The organism is Rahnella sp. EDr1-12, from assembly GCF_049206505.1.
GTDB lineage: Bacteria > Pseudomonadota > Gammaproteobacteria > Enterobacterales > Enterobacteriaceae > Rahnella > Rahnella rivi.
The window spans coordinates 95444-113729 of record NZ_JBLZNY010000004.1; the positions used below are offsets into that span (position 1 = coordinate 95444).

The following is an 18286-nucleotide window of genomic DNA, read 5'->3' on the forward strand; positions in this document are numbered from 1 at the left end:
CGGCCGCCAACGTGCCGCAGGAGCCTGCATGATCGACAGTGAAATCACTTTTCGCAAACTCGAAATTTTCCTCGCCTATATGGAAAAACAAAACATCAGCCGCGCCGCCGAACAGCTCGGGCTGAGCAGCGTCAGCGTGCATCGCGCCCTGCATTCGCTCGAAGAGGGGTTACGCTGCCCGCTGTTTATCCATAAAGGCCGTAACCTGCTGCCGCTGCCCGCCGCTGAAGCATTGCTGGAACACGCCACGCAGGTCATCGAACAGATGGAACACGGCATTCAGGCCACGCAACGCGCCGCCGGATTTGGGGATAAACGTCTCAAACTGGGCACGCTATATTCCCTGACACTGGAAACGATCCCCCGCCTGATCATGGGGCTGAAGCTGCGCCGTCCGGAGCTTGAGCTGGAACTGGTGATGGGTTCGAACAATGATTTACTGCACAAACTGGAAGACGGTCAGCTGGATGCCATCCTGATTTCGACCAGCGATTCCAACGTTGATGCCCAGCGCTACGATCAGCTGCCGTTGTTCCAGGATGATATTTTTCTCGCCGCCCCGGCCAGTGCAGAACTGGCGAGCGAAGGCACGGCGGATTTACGCGATTATAAGCAGGAAAAATTCGTCTCACTGGCGGAAGGGTTCGCCACTTATCACGGCTTTCAGGAAGCGTTTCAGGTTGCCGGATTCGAGCCGGACATCGTCACGCGGGTGAATGATATTTTTTCGATGCTGAGTCTGGTGCAGGCGGGCGTCGGGTACACGCTCATTCCTGGCAGAATGAAAGGTGTGTATGAAAATACGGTGAAACTCCTGCCGCTGGCCGAAGCCTACCAGATGCGTCAGACCATCTCGCTGGTCTTCCCGCACAGCCGCGAGCACGATCCAAACCTGCTCGCCCTCGCAGCCGAAAGCCGGATGTATGCGTTAGCGAGCAGAAAGCGCTGAAAGACGCTCGCTGTTTTGTGCAATCAAAACGACCGGCCAGTGTGTTTTATCCGGATGCTCACTCCAGATAGCAGATTCCGGAATACTCACGCCGTCATAACGCATTTTCGAGCCGTCATAAGGGTAAAATTGCCCTTTTTCTGTATCGAGTATGAAAACCAATAATCCCGCTGCATTTTGGGCAAGACGTTTCCAGAGCGCCCGACCGCCGGTGTAATGATCGTTATCACTCATCAGGGTGAGATGTTTTTTGACCACCAGCGTTTCATACAACAATGTCGCTAAACGGTAATCGCGCATGCCGGCATTCACCACCACGCCTTCTACCTGAAACGCCTGATCGTCTTCCCAGAACTGACGGACTTCGAGCAGTTCATCGCTATTATCCCTGCGGGCAAGTTCCAGCGTTGCTACTACGTGGTGTCGGTTTTCACCCCGGTTATCGGTTCGGGTTTGTGCTTCAGCAATGGCAATGAACGGAATCTTCTCGTCATAGATGACCAACATATCGAGATTGTTGAAGCGTATTTCATCAATGATTTCAAATCTTCTGGCCAGAGTGGCCGGACTGTACGATCTTTCGAGCACGATCATTTGCGAATCCCCGCGAATTAAAACTGGCATGATATCCCTTCAATCAGAGTGGTTGGACAATAGCACGCTGCGCAATAATCAAACAGCCCAACGCCTTTCATCACCAACCTACCATGCCTTTAATCAGCGTTCGTTTTCCCGTAACCGCATTGCGAGACGTCCCGCAACCTGCAGGCCGGACTGGCATAAAGAGAGCGCTTCGCCCTGCTCCATTGCGCGGCGGGTCAGGCCGGTCAGCACCGCGCCCGGTGGCATTTCAATTGCCAGCCGCACATCGCGCTGATACGCCGCCACCATGGCGTCACGCCAGTTCACGGTGCGCGCCATGTTCATCGCCAGATCGTCGGCGATTTTCTCCGGCTGCCAGTAAACGCGGCCAGTGGTGCCGCTGAGATAACCGCAGGTCGGGCGGGAAATCGACATTTGTTTAAACGCTTCCACCAGCTTCGCCGCGGGCTCATCCAGCAACGCACAATGCGACGGCACGCTGACCGCGAGCTGATACGTTTTCTGCGCGCCCAGCCCTTTGGCAAGCTGCATCACCTGCGCCATGGCGGCGTCGCTGCCCGCAATCACCAGCTGGTCTTCCGCGTTGATATTGGCAAGAAATACCGGCGACGTGGCGCTGTTCACCTGCGCCACCAGCCCCTCAACCTGCATCTGACGCAGACCGGTGATGGCCGAAAGCCCAAAGCCCTGCGGATAAGCCTGCTGCATCAGCTCACCGCGCAGCGCAACCAGCCGGACGGCTTCGGAGAAATCGAGCGCACCTGCCACCACGGCGGCGGGAAATGCACCAATCGACAGCCCGCTGCAAAAATCTGCCTCAATGCCTTCGGCCTGACATTGCTTCGCCCACACCACACCGGCAATCAGTAAACACAGTTGTACCGCGCGGGTAGAACGCAACGCATCGGCGGTATCGAGCAGCAGAACATCTTCGCCCAGCGCGAGGCTGGCTTGTGCGATCAGGGAATGGGTAAGCGGATTATCCGGCAGACGATGCAGCATGTGCGGCACCTGCGGCCCTTGTCCGGGGAAGGTAAATAAGATTTTCATCGTGCTCCTTGCTTCTTTTGGCCGGTATCACTCTGCCGGCGGTTGCCACGGGTCACGCACCAGCAACGGGCCGGACGCCGTTTTCAGCATGATGTCCCCGCCACGCAGCCATTCGCTGAGGGCAAATCCCCCTTGCGGCGTAGTGATCTGAACATCGGCGCGGCAGGGAAGCCGCTGAAGCTGGTCGTAAAAATCGGAAAATTGAGAAGCGTCCACCGGTGCGTCGCAGCGCACCAGTAAATCAAGATCGCTGTCGGCATGCATGACCGGGAGGTCACTGGCCAGCGCGTAAGCACAACTGCCGGTCACCCCCCACCGGAAAGGCAGTTGCAGATTGCACAACGTAATCAGCGCCTGCACCGGTTGTTGTGACACAAACGGCGAATGCAGTAACAGGTTGATGTCGCTGACCAGTGATTCCGGTGTAACTGCCCGCACCACCGCCGCCGGGTCAATCCAGGCGGCGGCACGCTGAATGCGGGTCAGCCCGCGAATACCCACCGGGATTGCGCCGTCAGCACGTTTATCGCGACGCACCACCAGCGGCAGCGCCGTGCGCCAGCCGGTGTTTACCCACGCGGGTAAAACGTCGTCGCTTTGCAGCGCAGAACGGTCGCTGATCCAGACAAAATCATGGGCTCGCGGGTCACACATATTTCCCCCTTTCTGTTAGTGAAGTGCGGCTGTCAGTGAGATAAACAGCGGCAAAGTCACGATACATAATACGGAACTGATCAGCAGTGACGCTTCGGCATCCGGAGACTGCACCCCGAAACGGTTACCGAACACGATACCGAAGAAACCGGCAGACAGTGCAATCATCAAAATAGCGGTGACCGCCACCTGACCGCTCAGGCCGAATGCCAGTACCAGACCCCAGGCGATGAACGGCTGGATCAGGTTTTTGGCGACACAAGACAACAGCACCGGCGCGTTAATTTTCAGTTTACGGGCTGACAGGATCACACCGGTCAGGAACAGCGCAGAGGCGGTGGCTGACAAACCCAGCGGCTTAATCGATGCCAGGAAAATTTCCGGCATTTTAATGCCAATCGCTGACAGGATCACGCCCAGAAGCGGTGCCCAGACGATCGGTTTTTTCACTGAACGCCACATCAGAACCGGCAGCAGTGCCAGAGAAGACCCCTGATTTTCGCCGCTCAGACGGGCTTTTTCACGTTCGAGAATCAGCAGACAGAACGGCGTCATCAGCACCGAACCGCAGGCGATAGATACCGCAACGGACAGTGAAGTCGACGGCGCATCGCCCATCACGCTGCTCAGAATAGGCAAACCGAGCGCCGCATAGTTAGGCAGTGCGACGGTCAGCGTCAGAACGGCAGCGTCCTGCGGAGACTTGTTGAAGACTTTGGTGCAAATAAAATAAATCGCCGCGTAGGTGATCCACATCGCCAGAACCAGCACCAGAATCAGCGGTGACTGTTCAACAATGCCTGACCACGGCGTCTGTACGGTCGCTGCAAACAGCGCAGCGGGTAAAGCAAAATCCATCACGAAAATATTCAGTAAAGAGACATTCTGGTTATCCACCATTTTCGCTTTCCCGGCGTAGAAACCGAGGATCATGATGACGAAAATAGGGGCAAGCGCGTGCAATATTACGTAAGTCATAGCGATATTCCTGAGACAAAAATGAATGCTCAGTCAGCGCCGGTGCGATGGTTTTTTTAGTATGACAGTCCAGTTGCAGACAACAGCAGGCTCCTGCCCGGACGGTATGTCTGGGCGGGAACCCGCAATGCGGCTGCGTCACGCTGTTTGCAGGTGCGTTACCGGTTGAGACTGAAAGTTATGAATGAATTACCATTCCTGGCGCATCTGCTGGCGAACGCGCTGCGAACTTGCGCGATTTTCCGCACCCAGACGGTTGCTGAGGCTAACGCCTTCTTTGCGTGCGTCCTGGATGTTTTGCCAGACCGTGTTTTCGACACGGGCGATATCGTCAGGCGTGGCGCTGTCCGGGTCTGCAATGTCGAGTAATTGCGACAGCAGGCCCAGCGTGGCGTAGTTTTCGATGTCGTAAGCCATCGGTGGAATGGTGGCGGCCAGTTTTTCCAGCGCCTCCACGGAGCGTAAGGTGATACGTGCGGCGGATTCTTTCCCCATCGCATGGATCATCACGCCGTTGTTTTTAAAGGCGATCAGTTTGTTGGCCTGATAACCGTGCGCCAGAAACGCACCGGACATGGCTTTGCCGACAATCAGCCCGATGACAGGATGCCCGGCCAGTCGTGCTTTGGCGTAAGCGCCTGCGGCACCGGCCAGCGCCTGATGAATGCCGAACGCCTCTTCGCGGCGGCCATACGCCTGACTTGGCACATCGATCACCGCCACGATGGCGCGTTTAGTGCTGGCGTTAGCGTCAGCGTCAATCACGTCGTTGACCACTTTTGCCAGATTCCAGCCTTCGAGCAGGCCGACTTCGCCGCCAGCGGCACGCGGATACTGGTTATTTTTGTCCGGCACCACGGCGATGAAACGCACGGTCTGGTCATTCATTTTGCCGTCAGCCGCTTTCACCGAAGGGCAAAGACCGCTGACCGGTGTGGCGTCTTTGGTCAGTTGTGCGAACCAGTAATCACCCCGGCTGGCTGCGTTGCTGTTGATAGTGCTCATGCGCGATCCTCCCGGTTAAACAGGGCTTCCGTCACATCACGGCTGGCCTGCTGCGCGGTGTCAAAACCGGTCAGTTTTGGCAGGTAATAATCATAATTATCAGAACGGTGTGTGGCCGGAACGCCTTTTTTAATGAAGTCCAGCACGGTTGATTTCACCTGTGCGAGGGAATCTTTCACCAGCGCATCCACAAAGCCGCTGTGATAACGCACTTCGCCACCGGTCATGCTCCAGATAAACGGACGGTCGCGGGAATCGTATTCATCGATACCGGCTTCCTGTTCGATAACCTGCGGGCCGTTCAGACCCAGACGGGCTTCACGGGTGACAATCAGATAACTGCACAGCGCAGCGGCAATCGACATCCCGCCAAAGCAACCGACGGTACCGGCCACCACGCCAATCACCGGCGTGTAGCGGCGTAAATCGACGATAGCGGCATGAATATCCGCGATCGCCGCCAGCCCCAGATTGGCTTCCTGCAAACGCACACCGCCGGTTTCGAGCAGCAGAACCGCCTGCGTCGGGATGCCGTTGCGGTTATCTTCTGCGGCCATTTCCAGCGCAGCGGCCATTTTGGCCCCAGACACTTCGCCCATGCTGCCGCCCTGGAAGCTGCCTTCAATCGCCACAACCACGGCGGGCTGGCCGTTAATCTGGCCTTTGGCGACCACCATGCCGTCGTCGGCCTGCGGAACGATGCCCTGCGGTTCCAGCCACGGAGACATAATGCGTTCAAACGGGCCAAGCAGTTCACGGAAAGTCCCGGCGTCCAGCAGTTTGCGGGCGCGCTGACGGGCACTCAGCTCGATAAAGCTCTGATCAGCATCAGTTTGCATGTTCAGCCTCCTCAAAGACCTGTTCGATACGCAGACGGGCAACCCCTGGTGTGGCGCCAAAATCATTGATGTCGAGACGCCCGGCCGGTAATTCACGCAGGGAGCTCAGACGGTCAAAAAAGTTCTGCCATAAGGTATGGCTGCCGTCGACCGAGGTGGTGACGATAATGTTCAGCTCATTGACTGTTTTTGGTTCATACAGCGCTTCTAAATCGCCGGAACCTACCACGCCTGCTTCGGCGCGGCCTGCCAGCGGTTTTGTCGCCGGGTAATTAAATTCAAAACGTTCCATAACACCTCTTTGTACTGATGTTAGTTAATGCGCATCCGGTTCAGGCCACGCTGACGCGGTCAAGAAACAGCGTCGCGGCCAGTAAATCGGCGGCACCACCGGGTGATGTGTTGTCGGCCAGCATGCGGTGCTCGAGATGGCGTAATAACTGTTTGCCCGCCATCGTTCTCATTCCGCCGGCATCGAGCACGGCCTGCGCGCCCTGATGCATGGCGTGCAGCGCCGGTAATCCGCCGCGTGACAACACGCAGGTATCGGAAAGCCGGGCCATGACCGCCAGTAAAGCATCGACCTGTGCTTCGCTTTCGCTGGCACCGCGAGCCCGGCTGTGATGGAGCTGCGGCAGCGCACAATGGAGAATGTGCGGGAATGCCCCCTGAGCCTCTTCACGCGCACCGGGCACCTGATAACGCTGCACGGCGTGCGCACCTTTACTGAATTTTTTCGGGCTGAATGCGTCGGGCAACGCCGCAATTTTCGCGGCGCGCTGCGCAATATGCAGCGGCTGGAGATCTTCCGGCTGCATGGCGATCGCGCTGACCAGCAGCCCCATCGCCCAGATAGCACCCCGGTGCGTGTTCACGCCGCCGGTTTCCGCCATCATCAGCGCTTCTCCCGCACGGCCCAGACGGCCCACTTCCTGACGCAGGGCGATATCCGCCGGGCGCTGCCAGCTGTGTAAAGCCAGCAAATAGAACGTGGACGTCAGACTGCGCGCCGAGCGCACCATCAGATCAAGGGTTAAATCCTGATGTGCGCCGGAACTCCGGCTGTCTACCAGCCCTGGTTTCGGGCTAAGCCGCGCTTCGTCGATCAGCGCCTGCGTCGCCGTTTCTGCCAGCCTTTCGGCCAGCTCTTGTGCTGTGAGTACAGCGCCAATCGTTAAAGTCTGCGGCATCGTCATTACCAGCTACGAAATTTAGCGGGCGGGTTGTACAAACCGCCGGACCAGTCAACCAGATCGCTCACGCTGCCAGCCGCCAGTAATGAACGGGTGGCGTCGGTGCGGCGGATGCCCATGTCTTCCGGGAAGACCACCAGTTCCTGACGGCGCAGGTCAGCGACGCGTTTAGCATCAACGCCCAGACCGATGTCAGTGATCCCGGCAACGGCGGCGACCATCGCACGGCGTTCTTCCAGAGAACGGGCGCGATAGAGGTACGCGATGCCTTCTTCGGTCAGCACGTGCGTCACGTCGTCGCCGTAAATCATCACCGGCGCCAGCGGCATACCGGATTCTTTACCCACATCGACCGCTTCGAGTTTCTCTACAAACGTCGGTTTGCCACCGGCCTGGAAGGTTTCCACCATCTGTACGACCAGTTTTTTACCGCGTGCCATGGGATCCGGCTCTTCAATCATATCCAGCCAGGCGGGCGTGGCGTGACGACGACCATGCGGGTCATGCCCCATGTTTGGCGCGCCACCGAAACCGGCCAGACGTCCACGGGTCACGGTTGAGGAGTTAGCCAGGCCATCAACCTGCAAGGTGGAACCGATGAACATGTCTACCGCGTACTGACCAGCCATCTGGCAGAACGCGCGGTTAGAACGCATGGAGCCGTCGGAACCGGTGAAGAACACGTCCGGACGGGCGCGGATATACTCTTCCATCCCCAGCTCGCCACCGAAACAGTGAACGGTATCCACCCAGCCGCTTTCAATGGCAGGGATCAGCGTCGGATGCGGGTTCAGCGTCCAGTGTTTACAGATTTTGCCGCGCAGGCCGAGCTGTTCGCCGTAGGTCGGCAGCAGCAGTTCGATGGCGGCGGTGTTAAAACCGATACCGTGGTTCAGCGACTGCACATTGTGTTTGGCGTAGATGCCTTTGATGGCCATCATCGCCATCAGCACGTGAACCGGTTTAATCAGGCGCGGATCGCGGGTGAACAGCGGTTCGATGAAGAACGGCTTGTCAGCGACAACCACGAAATCAATCCAGTCGCCCGGAATATCCACGCGTGGCAGATCGCAGTCCTCTTCAACCAGTTCGTTCACCTGGGCAATCACGATACCGTTTTTAAAGGCGGCGGCTTCGACCAGCGCTGGCGTATCTTCCGTACTCGCGCCGGTGTAGAGATTCCCTTTACGGTCAGCCTTGAAGGCGGCGATAAGCGCGATGTTCGGCACCAGATCGACATACAGGCGGGAATAGAGCTCGATATAGGTGTGAATCGACCCGATTTCCATCTGACCGTCTTCCAGCAGCTGCGCGATGCGCAGGCTTTGCGGGCCGGAGAAAGCGAAATCGAGTTTGCGGGCGATGCCGCGTTCAAAAAGATCCAGATGTTCGGCGCGGCTGACGCTTGGCATGATCATATGTAAATCATGCAGTTTTTCAGGGTTCACCTGCGCCAGCGAGCGGGAAAGGAAATCAGCTTGTTTCTGGTTATTCCCTTCCATCACTACGCGGTCGCCGGAGGCAATCAGCGCTTCGAGGATAGGAATAATTTTATCGGTGGGTAACACTTTACCCTCTGCCACGGCACGGACACTGTCGAGACGCCGTTGTTTTTCATTGCGGCGGGTGTCCCACGCTTTCGTGGTCTGCGGATGTTGCGGCATGCCAAACCTCCCTGGGTTGAGCTTGCTGAAACCTTCCCGGCGTGACGAAAGAGCAGAACGGAGGGAAGTTCAGTCAAGTGGCGGTTGCATCACATTTGACCTGTTTAGGTAACGGGTTAAGTGTAGGAATCGGGGGCATTTCCATCAATAAAGTGCTCTGACACTTCGTTACTCTCAGAGTAATGATTAAAAATATCGTCGATAAATCAGGGGAATGAGGAATTCAGAAAGGGGGATGGCGCACAAATATCAGGAAATAAAAAGGGATGCACAGTGGCATCCCCGGAATGTAGTGCAGAACGGACGGATTATTTGAAGACTTCAGCCGTTGCGGTGATTTTCTTTTTCTCTTGTGCCGCGATCACGACATAATATTTGCCGCCTTTCTCATCAGCCAGTTTGGACAGCTCTTCTTTAGCATCCATTGGCGCGGTGTATTCGTTGCTGGTGGTGACCACGCCCAGGCTGGTGTAACCCTTATCCTTTGCGTCTTCTTTGCTGATCATCTCAGCTGCCATTGCATTGATTGAGAATAACCCGGTCAGCATTGCCGCAACGATAATTTTATTAGATTTCATGACATTACCTCTAAATTAGATGAATAGTTTTCAAAGAAAGCAGTCAGGATATAAACGGCAGGTGCGAATGCGCTGGCATGACCTTCATGGTTAAACACCAGTAAACTCCCCAGAGACGCAAACAGGCAGGCGTAACAACTTACGCTTGCCACTCACTCCGTCATTATCGGCTTAAGTATTGGTCACCTTTGGAAATTATCCAGAAATTTGAAAAATATTTTTACATCCTCTTTCATTTTGTCATCAGGAAGTCTTCAACGAGTGAACAAAAAACCTCGGGGTGAGAGACAAAAGGGGCATGCGCCGCTTTATTAATGATTTCGGAGCGGGACTCAGGCCACAGCGCATCCAGCAGCGGCACCACTTTGCGCGGAACCAGACCGTCGAGCGCGCCATAAATTCGCAGCACAGGCGCGGTCAGAGCAGCCATCGGCTGGCGTAAATCGACGTTGCGTAAGATCTCCAGCCCGCCGTTCAGCACGTCGACCGAAGGCATGGGCTGGCCCAGCACAATGGATTTCAGCAGACGCGCATCCTGCCGGGCGCTGTCGCTGCCCAGGGTTTGCAACGCCAGAAAACGCTCGACCGTGCGCTGAAAATCTTCACTCAGCTGATGCTGAAAACCCTGTAATACGTCAGGGCGGATGCCCGGCCACGCTTCATGCGCTGAAAAGCACGGTGACGACGCCACGGTGATCAGTTTTTCCACCCGCGCGGGCGCACTCAGCGCAATCTGGCTGGCGACCAGCCCGCCCATTGACCAGCCGAGCCAAGACGCTTTTTCCGGCGCGACCTCCAGAACCGTTTCCGCCATCGCGTCCAGCGTCATTGCCCCGAAACCCTCACTGCGGCCATAGCCCGGCAGGTCGATCAGATGCAGACAAAAATGCGGCGCAAGTCGCTCTGCGGTGTAACGCCACACTTCGGCGTTCAGCCCCCATCCGTGAAGCAGCACAAGATGGCGATCTCCTTCGCCGATTGTTTCCCGGTAAAGCGTGTTCATAGCGTATTGTCCGTGTCTGTCTGATTGGCAAAAGGAACCCGCCACTATGCTAACAATTGCCAGCCGCTGTTGGCTATGCCAGTGTCCGCTGCATCTGGCGGTACAGGGAATATGCAGCCTGTGTCTGAAAACGTTGCCCGCCGCCCCGCCCTGCTGCCCGCGTTGCGGATTGCCCTCCTCCGGCGGACATATCGATTGCGGGCGCTGCCTGCTTAAACCGCCGCCGTGGGATGCGATGATCTTCGCCTGTCCGTACGAGATGCCGGTCAGCGGGCTGGTGCTGCGGCTGAAATTCTCCAGACAGCCTGAGCTGGATACCGCCCTCGCACGCCTGCTTTTATTGCGCTGGCAGGCGCGCTGGCGTGAAAACCGGCTGCCGCGACCGGATGTGCTGCTCAGCGTACCGCTGCATCAGAAGCGTTATTTCTCACGCGGGTATAATCAAAGTGAACTGCTCGCCCGCCCGCTTGCGCGCTGGCTGCACTGCGATTATCGCCCCGCAGCACTCAGCCGCGACCGGCGCACGCCCCCGCAGCAAAGCCTGACTGAGCGGGAAAGGAAGTGGAATCTGCGCAAGGCATTTAGCTGCCATGAAAACCTGAAAAATAAGCACGTGATGCTGATCGACGACGTGGTCACCACCGGCAGCACGGTGAAAGAGATCGGTAAAATTCTGCAAAAACAGGGAGTTGCCTCGCTACAAATTGGCTGTATTTGCCGCACGCTGTAAGTTTAAGCACAGGCTGCTAACACACTGGTCACACGAGGGATGACGGGTAAATGCAAAGGGCGTATTATAACCAACTGGAATAGTCAACTATTGAGCTAATGTTATGATCCTTGTTACCGATGCTGCCCAAGAGCACTTTGCCAAACTGCTGGCAAACCAGGAAGAAGGCACCCAAATCCGCGTATTCGTGATCAATCCGGGTACGCCAACCGCAGAGTGCGGTGTCTCCTATTGCCCACCCGACGCGGTTGAAGCGACGGATACCGAACTGAAGTTCGAAAAGCTGTCTGCTTTCATCGATGAATTAAGCGCGCCTTATCTGCAGGACGCGGTGATCGACTTCGTTACCGACCAGCTTGGTTCCCAGCTGACGCTGAAAGCGCCGAACGCGAAAATGCGTAAAGTGTCTGATGATGCGCCGCTGATGGAACGTGTTGAATACCAGCTGCAGTCACAGATCAACCCGCAGTTAGCCAGCCACGGCGGCCGTGTTTCCCTGATGGAAATCACCGACGACGGTATCGCTATCCTGCAATTCGGCGGCGGCTGTAACGGCTGTTCAATGATTGATGTCACCCTGAAAGACGGCATCGAGAAAGAACTGCTGCAAAACTTCCCAGAGCTGAAAGGCGTTCGCGATCTGACCGAACACCAGCGCGGCGAGCACTCGTTCTACTGATCCTCCGTTGATCAGCCAGAATGCAAAAAGCACCCTTCCGTTGGGTGCTTTTTTTATGCCTGCCTGCGCTGGTTCACATCACGGAGCAGCGCATCAATCTCCTCATCGGCAAACATCTCCTCCAGCGTTCGCGTCAGTTTGCGGCGCCAGTTGGGATATTCAGCATTGGTACCCGGCACATTGACCGGCGTCGCCATATCCAGCCAGTCCTCCGGTTGCAGGCCGAGTAACGCGCTGGCGCTGCCTGCCAGATACCCTTGTAGCCCGTGATTCAGCACCGGGCTCATCGGCATATGTTCAGCCTTGCGGGGTGTGGTTTTAGGGACGCAATGCTCAAGATGCAGCGCATTGAGCAACCCCTGCTTACTGTGTTCACGTTCCCCGCGCAGCTTCTCCAAAACCTGTGGATCCGGGTAGACCCCGAGAGACGCCCCCAGCGTTAAATCGCCGCCTTCCCAGTAGCCCCGCAACGTCGGTAAATCGTGCGTGGTGACCGTTGCCATCGCCTGCGAAACATAGTCTTCCGGTGGCCGGTAGACGAAGTGTTTATCGTGCTCGAAATACAGCACTTTGTAGGAATAGACGCCGCTGTCGCGCAGGCTGGTGACAATCTCTTTCGGCACGGTGCCGAGGTCTTCACCAATCACCATGCACTTATGCCGCTGGCTTTCCAGCGCCAGCACGCCGAGCAAATCTTCCAGCGGATAACGAACATACGCGCCATTTCCCGCCTCCTGATCTGCCGGTATCCACCACAAACGCAGTAATCCCATGACGTGATCGATACGCAGTGCGCCGCATTCCGCCATATTCGCGCGCAGCAAATCAATAAACGGCTGATAGGCGCGGGCTTTCATTTCATGCGGATCAATGGGCGGCAGGCCCCAGTTCTGCCCCTGCGGCCCGAGAATGTCCGGCGGCGCGCCGATGGTGGCATTCAGGCAATACAGCGCCGGATCCGACCAGGTTTCTGCCCCGCCTTCTGCCACGCCGACCGCTAAATCACGGTACAAGCCGATGGGCATGTTCAGCTCAACGCTGCGCTGATAACAGTCTGAAAACTGCGCATGCGCCAGCCACTGCTGCCACATATAAAATTCAATTTCGCTGGCGTAACGCTCGCTGAATTCGGTCACGTCGGCGCCTCTGGCATCGCGATAGGCATCGGGCCACACCGGCCAGCCCCACTGGCCTAAATCCAGATCGCGCAGATGCACATGCAGCGCGTCGAACAGCGCCTGTTGCCGCAAACTGTCACCACCAGCTTTGACGAAACGGCGGAAATCCTGCTTACGCGGGGTGTTTTCCGGCAGTTCGCAAAACAGCGGCCAGGCCAGTGTCAGCGCCGCCGATTTCAGCGCCATCACCCGTGGATAATCGACAAACTCCGTGCTGCGCGCCTGCAATAACGCGTCGTGCGTGTCGAGGGCATGCCACCAGCGTTGTGCCTCGCTGCTGGCGGTGAATTCTTCCACCGCATTGACGTCGATGTACGTCAGGTTCAGCCAGCGGCGGGACGACGGGCTGTACGGGCTGGCGCTCAGCGGATTGGCAGGGTACAGCGCATGGATCGGGTTCAGCCCGACAAACGCCCCACCGCGTTTTCCGACTTCTTCGACCATCTTTTTCAGATCGCCAAAATCGCCCACGCCCCAGTTATTTTCCGAGCGCAGCGTATAAAGCTGAACCGTCGCGCCCCACAGTTTTTCCCCGGCCAGCAGGGCCTCAGGCTCATAACAGCGAGCGGGGGCTACGATGATCCGGCAGTGCCAGACGTTGCCGTTTTGCGATAACGTCAGCTGGTGATAGCCGGCGGGCAGCGCCGCACCTACGTTCAGCGCATTGCCCGCCGCAAGATCGCCCTGCGACTGCGCACCATTTTCCTGCGTCAGCTGCCAGCGAAATGCGCCGCAGCCTTCCGGCGTCAGCAGTATTTTTTGGCCCTGGGTAAAGACTTTCACCGGGGGCACCGGCGTCACGTCCTCTTCATCCGCCGGATCCCGTCCCATCGCCGCCAGCAAGGCGGCGCGGGTATCATCGGACACCGTTTCCACGTCATCCGCCATATTAATAAAACTGTCCAAAATCCCGGCCCGGCGCGCGGCCTCAACGAGTTGCTTATCCTCCATGTCGGCTCCTAACGTTTGGCCTGCCAGATACGCTGCTGGTAATCGCGAATGGAACGGTCGGCGCTGAACATCCCGACGCGCGCCGTATTGAGCAGCGCACGGCGCGTCCATTCGTCGGCGTTACGGTAAAGCGCGTCCACCTGTTTTTGCGCCTCGCAGTATTCGGCGAAATCCGCCAGCACCAGATACGGATCACCGCCATCGAGCAGGCTGTTCAGCATCAGATCGAACGCTTTTTTATCGCCATTGGCATAAAAACCGCTGGCCAGTTCGTCGAGAATGGCTTTGAGGTGTTTGTCTTTTTTCACCAGCGCTTTCGGCTTGTAGCCTTTTTTCTGCTGCGCTTTCACTTCGTCGACCGTCAGGCCAAAGATAAAGATGTTGTCCTCGCCGACCTGTTCGGCAATTTCGACGTTTGCGCCGTCGAGCGTTCCGACGGTCAGCGCGCCATTCAGCGCCAGTTTCATGTTGCCGGTGCCCGAGGCTTCCTTACCCGCCGTTGAAATTTGCTCGGAGACGTCCGCAGCCGGGATCATCAGTTCCGCCACCGACACGCAGTAATCGGGAATGAACACCACTTTGATACGATCCGCGACGATCGGATCGTTGTTGATCTTCTCCGCCACCTGATTGATCGCATAGATAATATTTTTGGCGAGGTAATAACCGGGGGCGGCTTTGGCACCGAACAGGAACACGCGCGGCACGATGTCGAGTTTCGGGTTGTCACGGATCTGGCGGTACAGCGAAAGAATGTGCAGCAGGTTGAGGTGCTGACGTTTGTATTCGTGCAGGCGTTTGATCTGCACATCGAAAATCGCGTCCGGATTGAGCCTGATGCCCATGCGCTGCCAGACGTATTCCGCCAGCCGCACTTTGTTGTCATGCTTGATGTTGCGGTACTGCTTACAGAATTTTTTGTCTTTGATGCCGTCTTCCAGCCCTTTCAGCGCATCGAGATCCGTGACCCAGCTGTCGGTTTTCAGGCGGTCATCAATCAGCGTAGACAGCGCCGGATTACACTGTTTCAGCCAGCGACGCGGCGTGATGCCGTTGGTGACGTTGTGGAATTTTTCCGGCCAAAGCTGGTGATATTCCGGGAACAAATCTTTCACCACCAGATCCGAGTGCAGCGCCGCGACACCATTGACCGCAAAACCGGCGACCACGCACAGGTTCGCCATGCGCACCTGTTTGTCGTGATGCACCGCCAGCTTCGCCCACACCGCTTCATCGCCCGGCCACTCTTTGCTGACCAGTTTCTTAAAGTTGGCGTTAATTTGCTTGATGATCTGGAAATGGCGCGGCAACAGGCTGCGCACCAGACTTTCGTCCCAGGTTTCCAGCGCTTCCGGCATCAGCGTGTGGTTGGTGTAGGCAAACGTGCGGCTGGTGATGTGCCACGCGTCATTCCAGCTCAGCTGATGCTCATCCAGCAATACGCGCAGCATTTCAGGAATAGCGATGGTCGGGTGCGTATCGTTGAGCTGGATAACTTCATAATCCGGCAGCTCGCTGATTTTTCGGCCAAGGAAATGATGACGCCACAGGATATCGGCCACCGAGCAGGCACACTGGAAATACTGCTGCATCAGGCGCAGACGTTTACCGGCCTGATGATTGTCGTTCGGATAGAGCACTTTGGTGAGTTTCGCCGCATCCACGCCCTGCTGTTCTGCTTTCAGAAACTCGCCGTCATTAAATTTTTCGAGATCAAACGGATGCGGATGCGTGGCTTCCCATAAACGCAGCGGCTGCGTGATGCCGTTGCGATACCCCATCACCGGCAGATCCCAGGCTTCGCCACGCAGCGTAAACTCCGGCTCCCAGCGCGGAACACCCTGCTCATCTTTCACGATTTTCCCGCCGATCCCGACGCTGACCGCCAGCGAACTGTTGTGGCGGAACCACGGGTATTCGCTGCGGTGCCAGTCATCCGGCGACTCTTTCTGTTTGCCATCCACAAAACGCTGGCGAAACAAACCGTACTGATAGTTCAGGCCGTAGCCGATGCCCGGTTGCCCGACCGAGGCCATCGCATCGAGATAACAGGCTGCCAGACGCCCGAGGCCGCCGTTGCCGAGCGCCGGGTCGATTTCTTCTTCCAGCAGGTCGGTCAGATTGATATCGAAAGATTCCAGTGCCCCGGCAATTTTCTCGTACCAGCCGAGGTTAATCAGATTGTTGCCGGTCAGCCGCCCGACCAGAAACTCCATCGAAATGTAGTTAACGTGGCGGGTGATTTTTTTGCTTTTGCTAGTGACGGTATCGCTTTGCGGCGGTAACTGTTCCGCGACGGCAGCACTGACCGCATGCCACCACTGATGCCGGGTCATATCCGTGGCACAAGTGAGTCCGAACGCTTGCCACTGGCGGGTGAGCGCCGCCAAAAAAACATCCTGCTTGAACGTGATCTTCGACATAAGGGCAGTCTCTTTTCTGTCTGAGGGACGGAATACTTCCGTGAGAAAAAGCCTGGTTGCGCTAAAAAATGTGATCTGGGCATCTTTATGTATAAACCCTATGCCGGAAAAAAGCTCACTGCGGGGATGAGGAAAAATGCATGAAATCATGTCGAAGGGATAATGTCGGGTTAGCCGTAGATACCCTTAAGCCCCATCCAACCCCCATCTTCGAAGGGAGGGCCGGGGGAGCATTTTAAGGGCATCTCAGTGCCGTTATTTCTGTCCGTAATAGGCATCCGGCCCGTGTTTGCGGCTGAAGTGTTTTTGCAGCAAATAGTCGTCCATCGGGGTTTGGTTACGCCGGATTGAACCGGTGATCCATGCCATTTTCGCGACTTCTTCCAGCACCACGGCGTTGTGTACCGCCTGTTCCGGCGTGGTGCCCCAGCAGAACGGGCCGTGCTGGGCGACCAGAATGCCCGGCATGTGCAGCGGGTCGATGCCGCTCAGCGCTGCGGCGATCACTTTGCCGGTTTCCAGTTCATATTCGCCGCCCACTTCCTGACGCGATAAAGGCCGGGTGCACGGCACCGCACCGGCGAAATAATCCGCATGCGTGGTGCCGAGCGGCGGGATGGCCACACCGGCCTGCGCCCATGAGGTCGCGTAGGTGGAATGGGTATGCACGATGCCGCCAAGCTGCGGAAAACGGGCGTAAAGTTCGAGATGCGTGGCGGTGTCAGAGGAAGGGGTGTAATGCCCTTCCACGACGTCGCCTTGCAGGTTCAGCACCACCATATCGCTGGCCTGCATGCTTTCGTATTCCACGCCGCTCGGCTTGATGACCACCAGCCCGCGCTCGCGGTCAATTCCGCTGACGTTTCCCCACGTAAAGGTCACCAGACCGTAAGCGGGCAGCGCCATGTTGGCTTCAAATACGCGTTGTTTCAGAGCATCCGTCATACGGTTTCCTCCATGTTCAGCCCGGCTTTCTGCATTTTATCCACCACCCAGGCGCGGGCATTGCGCACTTCCTGCATCGGATCGGCGGCCGTTTCGCTCCACATTTCGATCAGGTACGGCCCGCGATAACCGCTTTTTTGCAGCGTGGCAAAGCAGCGCTCGAACTCCACCACTCCGCTGCCGAACGGCACGTTTTTGAATACGCCGGGCTGCGTGTCTTTAATATGCACGGCGACGATGTGCCCCGCGCCGCTCGCCAGTTCCATCTGCACGTCGTTATCCCACGCCGACAAATTGCCGATATCCGGGTAAAGCTGGAACCACGGGTTATTCAGGTAATGCGTGTAGCCCAAGGCTTTGCTGATGGAATTCATCAGCGGGTAATCCATGATTTCCATCGCAAGCGTCACCTGCGCGCGGCTGGCCATTCCGACCGACTCCTGCAAGCCGTCGCGAAAACGTTCGCGGGTGTGGTCGTTGGCCTGCTGGTAATAAACGTCATAACCGGCGAGCTGGATCACGCGGATACCGAGATCCTGCGCCAGCACGATGGCTTTGCGCATGATGTCCAGCCCCAGATTACGGGTTTCATCATCTTCTGCGCCGAGCGGAAACCGCCGGTGCGCGCTCAGGCACATAGACGGAATGCGGATGCCGGTGCGTGAAATCGCATCGACCACCAGCAGGCGTTGCTCGCGTGACCAGTCAAGCCGCGCCAGCCGGTGATCGGTTTCATCTACCGACATTTCAACGAAATCGAAGCCCAGCTCTTTCGCCAGCGTCAGGCGCATCAGCCAGTCTTCGCCCGCAGGCAGGGCTTTTTCATAGATACCGAGTGGAACGGCTTTATGCATCATGCGAGAT

18 protein-coding genes are annotated in these 18286 nt (G+C 57.0%); 3 read left to right on the forward strand and 15 right to left on the reverse strand.

Going from position 1 to position 18286, the window contains the following annotated elements:
- Positions 1 to 28 precede the first annotated feature (28 nt).
- The gene (locus ACO0U8_RS17130; protein ID WP_122097287.1) at positions 29 to 949 is read left to right on the forward strand and encodes a LysR family transcriptional regulator; all 921 of its coding nucleotides are present in this window, start codon (positions 29 to 31) and stop codon (positions 947 to 949) included.
- On the opposite strand, the gene ACO0U8_RS17135 is transcribed toward ACO0U8_RS17130, so the two are convergent.
- The 11 genes from ACO0U8_RS17135 to bioH form a co-directional block, all read right to left on the reverse strand.
- Entirely contained in the window at positions 929 to 1573 is a 645-nt protein-coding gene (locus ACO0U8_RS17135) for a hypothetical protein (protein WP_217202647.1), read from the reverse strand. The genes ACO0U8_RS17130 and ACO0U8_RS17135 overlap by 21 nt on opposite strands.
- A 93-nt stretch (positions 1574 to 1666) precedes the next feature.
- Positions 1667 to 2602: a malonate decarboxylase subunit epsilon gene (gene mdcH, locus ACO0U8_RS17140; RefSeq protein WP_421671308.1), complete on the reverse strand. Its 936-nt coding sequence runs from the start codon at positions 2600 to 2602 to the stop codon at positions 1667 to 1669.
- Between the two features lie 27 nt (positions 2603 to 2629).
- Positions 2630 to 3256 carry a malonate decarboxylase holo-ACP synthase gene (locus ACO0U8_RS17145; RefSeq protein WP_421671309.1) on the reverse strand — a complete coding sequence of 209 codons (627 nt, stop codon included), beginning with the start codon at positions 3254 to 3256 and terminating at the stop codon, positions 2630 to 2632.
- Positions 3257 to 3271: 15 nt separating this feature from the next.
- Entirely contained in the window at positions 3272 to 4234 is a 963-nt protein-coding gene (locus tag ACO0U8_RS17150) for an AEC family transporter (RefSeq protein ID WP_056775431.1), read from the reverse strand.
- Positions 4235 to 4423: 189 nt separating this feature from the next.
- Entirely contained in the window at positions 4424 to 5239 is an 816-nt protein-coding gene (mdcE, locus tag ACO0U8_RS17155) for a biotin-independent malonate decarboxylase subunit gamma (RefSeq protein WP_136376618.1), read from the reverse strand.
- On the reverse strand, positions 5236 to 6078 hold the full coding sequence (locus tag ACO0U8_RS17160; RefSeq protein WP_122097282.1) for a biotin-independent malonate decarboxylase subunit beta: 843 nt from the start codon (positions 6076 to 6078) through the stop codon (positions 5236 to 5238). Before ACO0U8_RS17160 ends, mdcE begins: the two co-directional genes overlap by 4 nt.
- Complete coding sequence (locus ACO0U8_RS17165; RefSeq protein ID WP_421671310.1) at positions 6068 to 6370, reverse strand: malonate decarboxylase subunit delta; 303 nt, start codon at positions 6368 to 6370, stop codon at positions 6068 to 6070. The genes ACO0U8_RS17160 and ACO0U8_RS17165 overlap by 11 nt, the downstream gene beginning before the upstream one ends.
- Before the next feature lie 40 nt (positions 6371 to 6410).
- Entirely contained in the window at positions 6411 to 7268 is an 858-nt protein-coding gene (locus tag ACO0U8_RS17170; RefSeq protein WP_056777135.1) for a triphosphoribosyl-dephospho-CoA synthase, read from the reverse strand.
- Between the two features lie 5 nt (positions 7269 to 7273).
- Positions 7274 to 8935 carry a malonate decarboxylase subunit alpha gene (gene mdcA / locus ACO0U8_RS17175; protein ID WP_056775441.1) on the reverse strand — a complete coding sequence of 554 codons (1662 nt, stop codon included), beginning with the start codon at positions 8933 to 8935 and terminating at the stop codon, positions 7274 to 7276.
- A gap of 308 nt (positions 8936 to 9243) precedes the next feature.
- A complete protein-coding gene (locus ACO0U8_RS17180) occupies positions 9244 to 9513 on the reverse strand; it encodes a YdgH/BhsA/McbA-like domain containing protein (RefSeq protein ID WP_056775443.1) in 270 nt (89 codons plus the stop codon).
- Between the two features lie 232 nt (positions 9514 to 9745).
- The gene (bioH, locus tag ACO0U8_RS17185) at positions 9746 to 10516 is read right to left on the reverse strand and encodes a pimeloyl-ACP methyl ester esterase BioH (RefSeq protein WP_122097279.1); all 771 of its coding nucleotides are present in this window, start codon (positions 10514 to 10516) and stop codon (positions 9746 to 9748) included.
- A 46-nt stretch (positions 10517 to 10562) separates the two neighbouring features.
- Here bioH and gntX point away from each other — a divergent pair, with 46 nt between their 5' ends.
- Together gntX and nfuA are read left to right on the forward strand one after the other, a co-directional pair.
- Complete coding sequence (gntX, locus tag ACO0U8_RS17190; protein ID WP_421671311.1) at positions 10563 to 11246, forward strand: DNA utilization protein GntX; 684 nt, start codon at positions 10563 to 10565, stop codon at positions 11244 to 11246.
- A gap of 103 nt (positions 11247 to 11349) precedes the next feature.
- Positions 11350 to 11925, forward strand: a complete 576-nt coding sequence (gene nfuA, locus ACO0U8_RS17195; RefSeq protein ID WP_056775453.1) for a Fe-S biogenesis protein NfuA — start codon at positions 11350 to 11352, stop codon at positions 11923 to 11925.
- 53 nt (positions 11926 to 11978) lie between these two features.
- Here nfuA and malQ read toward each other — a convergent pair whose 3' ends face one another.
- The 4 genes from malQ to ACO0U8_RS17215 form a co-directional block, all read right to left on the reverse strand.
- On the reverse strand, positions 11979 to 14054 hold the full coding sequence (malQ, locus tag ACO0U8_RS17200; protein WP_421671312.1) for a 4-alpha-glucanotransferase: 2076 nt from the start codon (positions 14052 to 14054) through the stop codon (positions 11979 to 11981).
- Between the two features lie 8 nt (positions 14055 to 14062).
- Positions 14063 to 16477: a maltodextrin phosphorylase gene (malP, locus tag ACO0U8_RS17205; protein ID WP_421671313.1), complete on the reverse strand. Its 2415-nt coding sequence runs from the start codon at positions 16475 to 16477 to the stop codon at positions 14063 to 14065.
- A 255-nt stretch (positions 16478 to 16732) separates the two neighbouring features.
- Positions 16733 to 17422: an L-ribulose-5-phosphate 4-epimerase gene (locus tag ACO0U8_RS17210; protein WP_122097275.1), complete on the reverse strand. Its 690-nt coding sequence runs from the start codon at positions 17420 to 17422 to the stop codon at positions 16733 to 16735.
- Complete coding sequence (locus tag ACO0U8_RS17215) at positions 17419 to 18279, reverse strand: L-ribulose-5-phosphate 3-epimerase (protein WP_421671314.1); 861 nt, start codon at positions 18277 to 18279, stop codon at positions 17419 to 17421. Before ACO0U8_RS17215 ends, ACO0U8_RS17210 begins: the two co-directional genes overlap by 4 nt.
- Positions 18280 to 18286: the final 7 nt, after the last annotated feature.

Excerpts from the sequence above, each read along its gene's own strand:
- ACO0U8_RS17130 (WP_122097287.1), top strand. The coding sequence starts at position 29 with ATGATCGACAGTGAAATCACTTTTCGCAAACTCGAAATTTTCCTCGCC.
- ACO0U8_RS17135 (WP_217202647.1), bottom strand. The coding sequence starts at position 1,573 with ATGCCAGTTTTAATTCGCGGGGATTCGCAAATGATCGTGCTCGAAAGA.
- mdcH (WP_421671308.1), bottom strand. The coding sequence starts at position 2,602 with ATGAAAATCTTATTTACCTTCCCCGGACAAGGGCCGCAGGTGCCGCAC.
- ACO0U8_RS17145 (WP_421671309.1), bottom strand. The coding sequence starts at position 3,256 with ATGTGTGACCCGCGAGCCCATGATTTTGTCTGGATCAGCGACCGTTCT.
- ACO0U8_RS17150 (WP_056775431.1), bottom strand. The coding sequence starts at position 4,234 with ATGACTTACGTAATATTGCACGCGCTTGCCCCTATTTTCGTCATCATG.
- mdcE (WP_136376618.1), bottom strand. The coding sequence starts at position 5,239 with ATGAGCACTATCAACAGCAACGCAGCCAGCCGGGGTGATTACTGGTTC.
- ACO0U8_RS17160 (WP_122097282.1), bottom strand. The coding sequence starts at position 6,078 with ATGCAAACTGATGCTGATCAGAGCTTTATCGAGCTGAGTGCCCGTCAG.
- ACO0U8_RS17165 (WP_421671310.1), bottom strand. The coding sequence starts at position 6,370 with ATGGAACGTTTTGAATTTAATTACCCGGCGACAAAACCGCTGGCAGGC.
- ACO0U8_RS17170 (WP_056777135.1), bottom strand. The coding sequence starts at position 7,268 with ATGCCGCAGACTTTAACGATTGGCGCTGTACTCACAGCACAAGAGCTG.
- mdcA (WP_056775441.1), bottom strand. The coding sequence starts at position 8,935 with ATGCCGCAACATCCGCAGACCACGAAAGCGTGGGACACCCGCCGCAAT.
- ACO0U8_RS17180 (WP_056775443.1), bottom strand. The coding sequence starts at position 9,513 with ATGAAATCTAATAAAATTATCGTTGCGGCAATGCTGACCGGGTTATTC.
- bioH (WP_122097279.1), bottom strand. The coding sequence starts at position 10,516 with ATGAACACGCTTTACCGGGAAACAATCGGCGAAGGAGATCGCCATCTT.
- gntX (WP_421671311.1), top strand. The coding sequence starts at position 10,563 with ATGCTAACAATTGCCAGCCGCTGTTGGCTATGCCAGTGTCCGCTGCAT.
- nfuA (WP_056775453.1), top strand. The coding sequence starts at position 11,350 with ATGATCCTTGTTACCGATGCTGCCCAAGAGCACTTTGCCAAACTGCTG.
- malQ (WP_421671312.1), bottom strand. The coding sequence starts at position 14,054 with ATGGAGGATAAGCAACTCGTTGAGGCCGCGCGCCGGGCCGGGATTTTG.
- malP (WP_421671313.1), bottom strand. The coding sequence starts at position 16,477 with ATGTCGAAGATCACGTTCAAGCAGGATGTTTTTTTGGCGGCGCTCACC.
- ACO0U8_RS17210 (WP_122097275.1), bottom strand. The coding sequence starts at position 17,422 with ATGACGGATGCTCTGAAACAACGCGTATTTGAAGCCAACATGGCGCTG.
- ACO0U8_RS17215 (WP_421671314.1), bottom strand. The coding sequence starts at position 18,279 with ATGATGCATAAAGCCGTTCCACTCGGTATCTATGAAAAAGCCCTGCCT.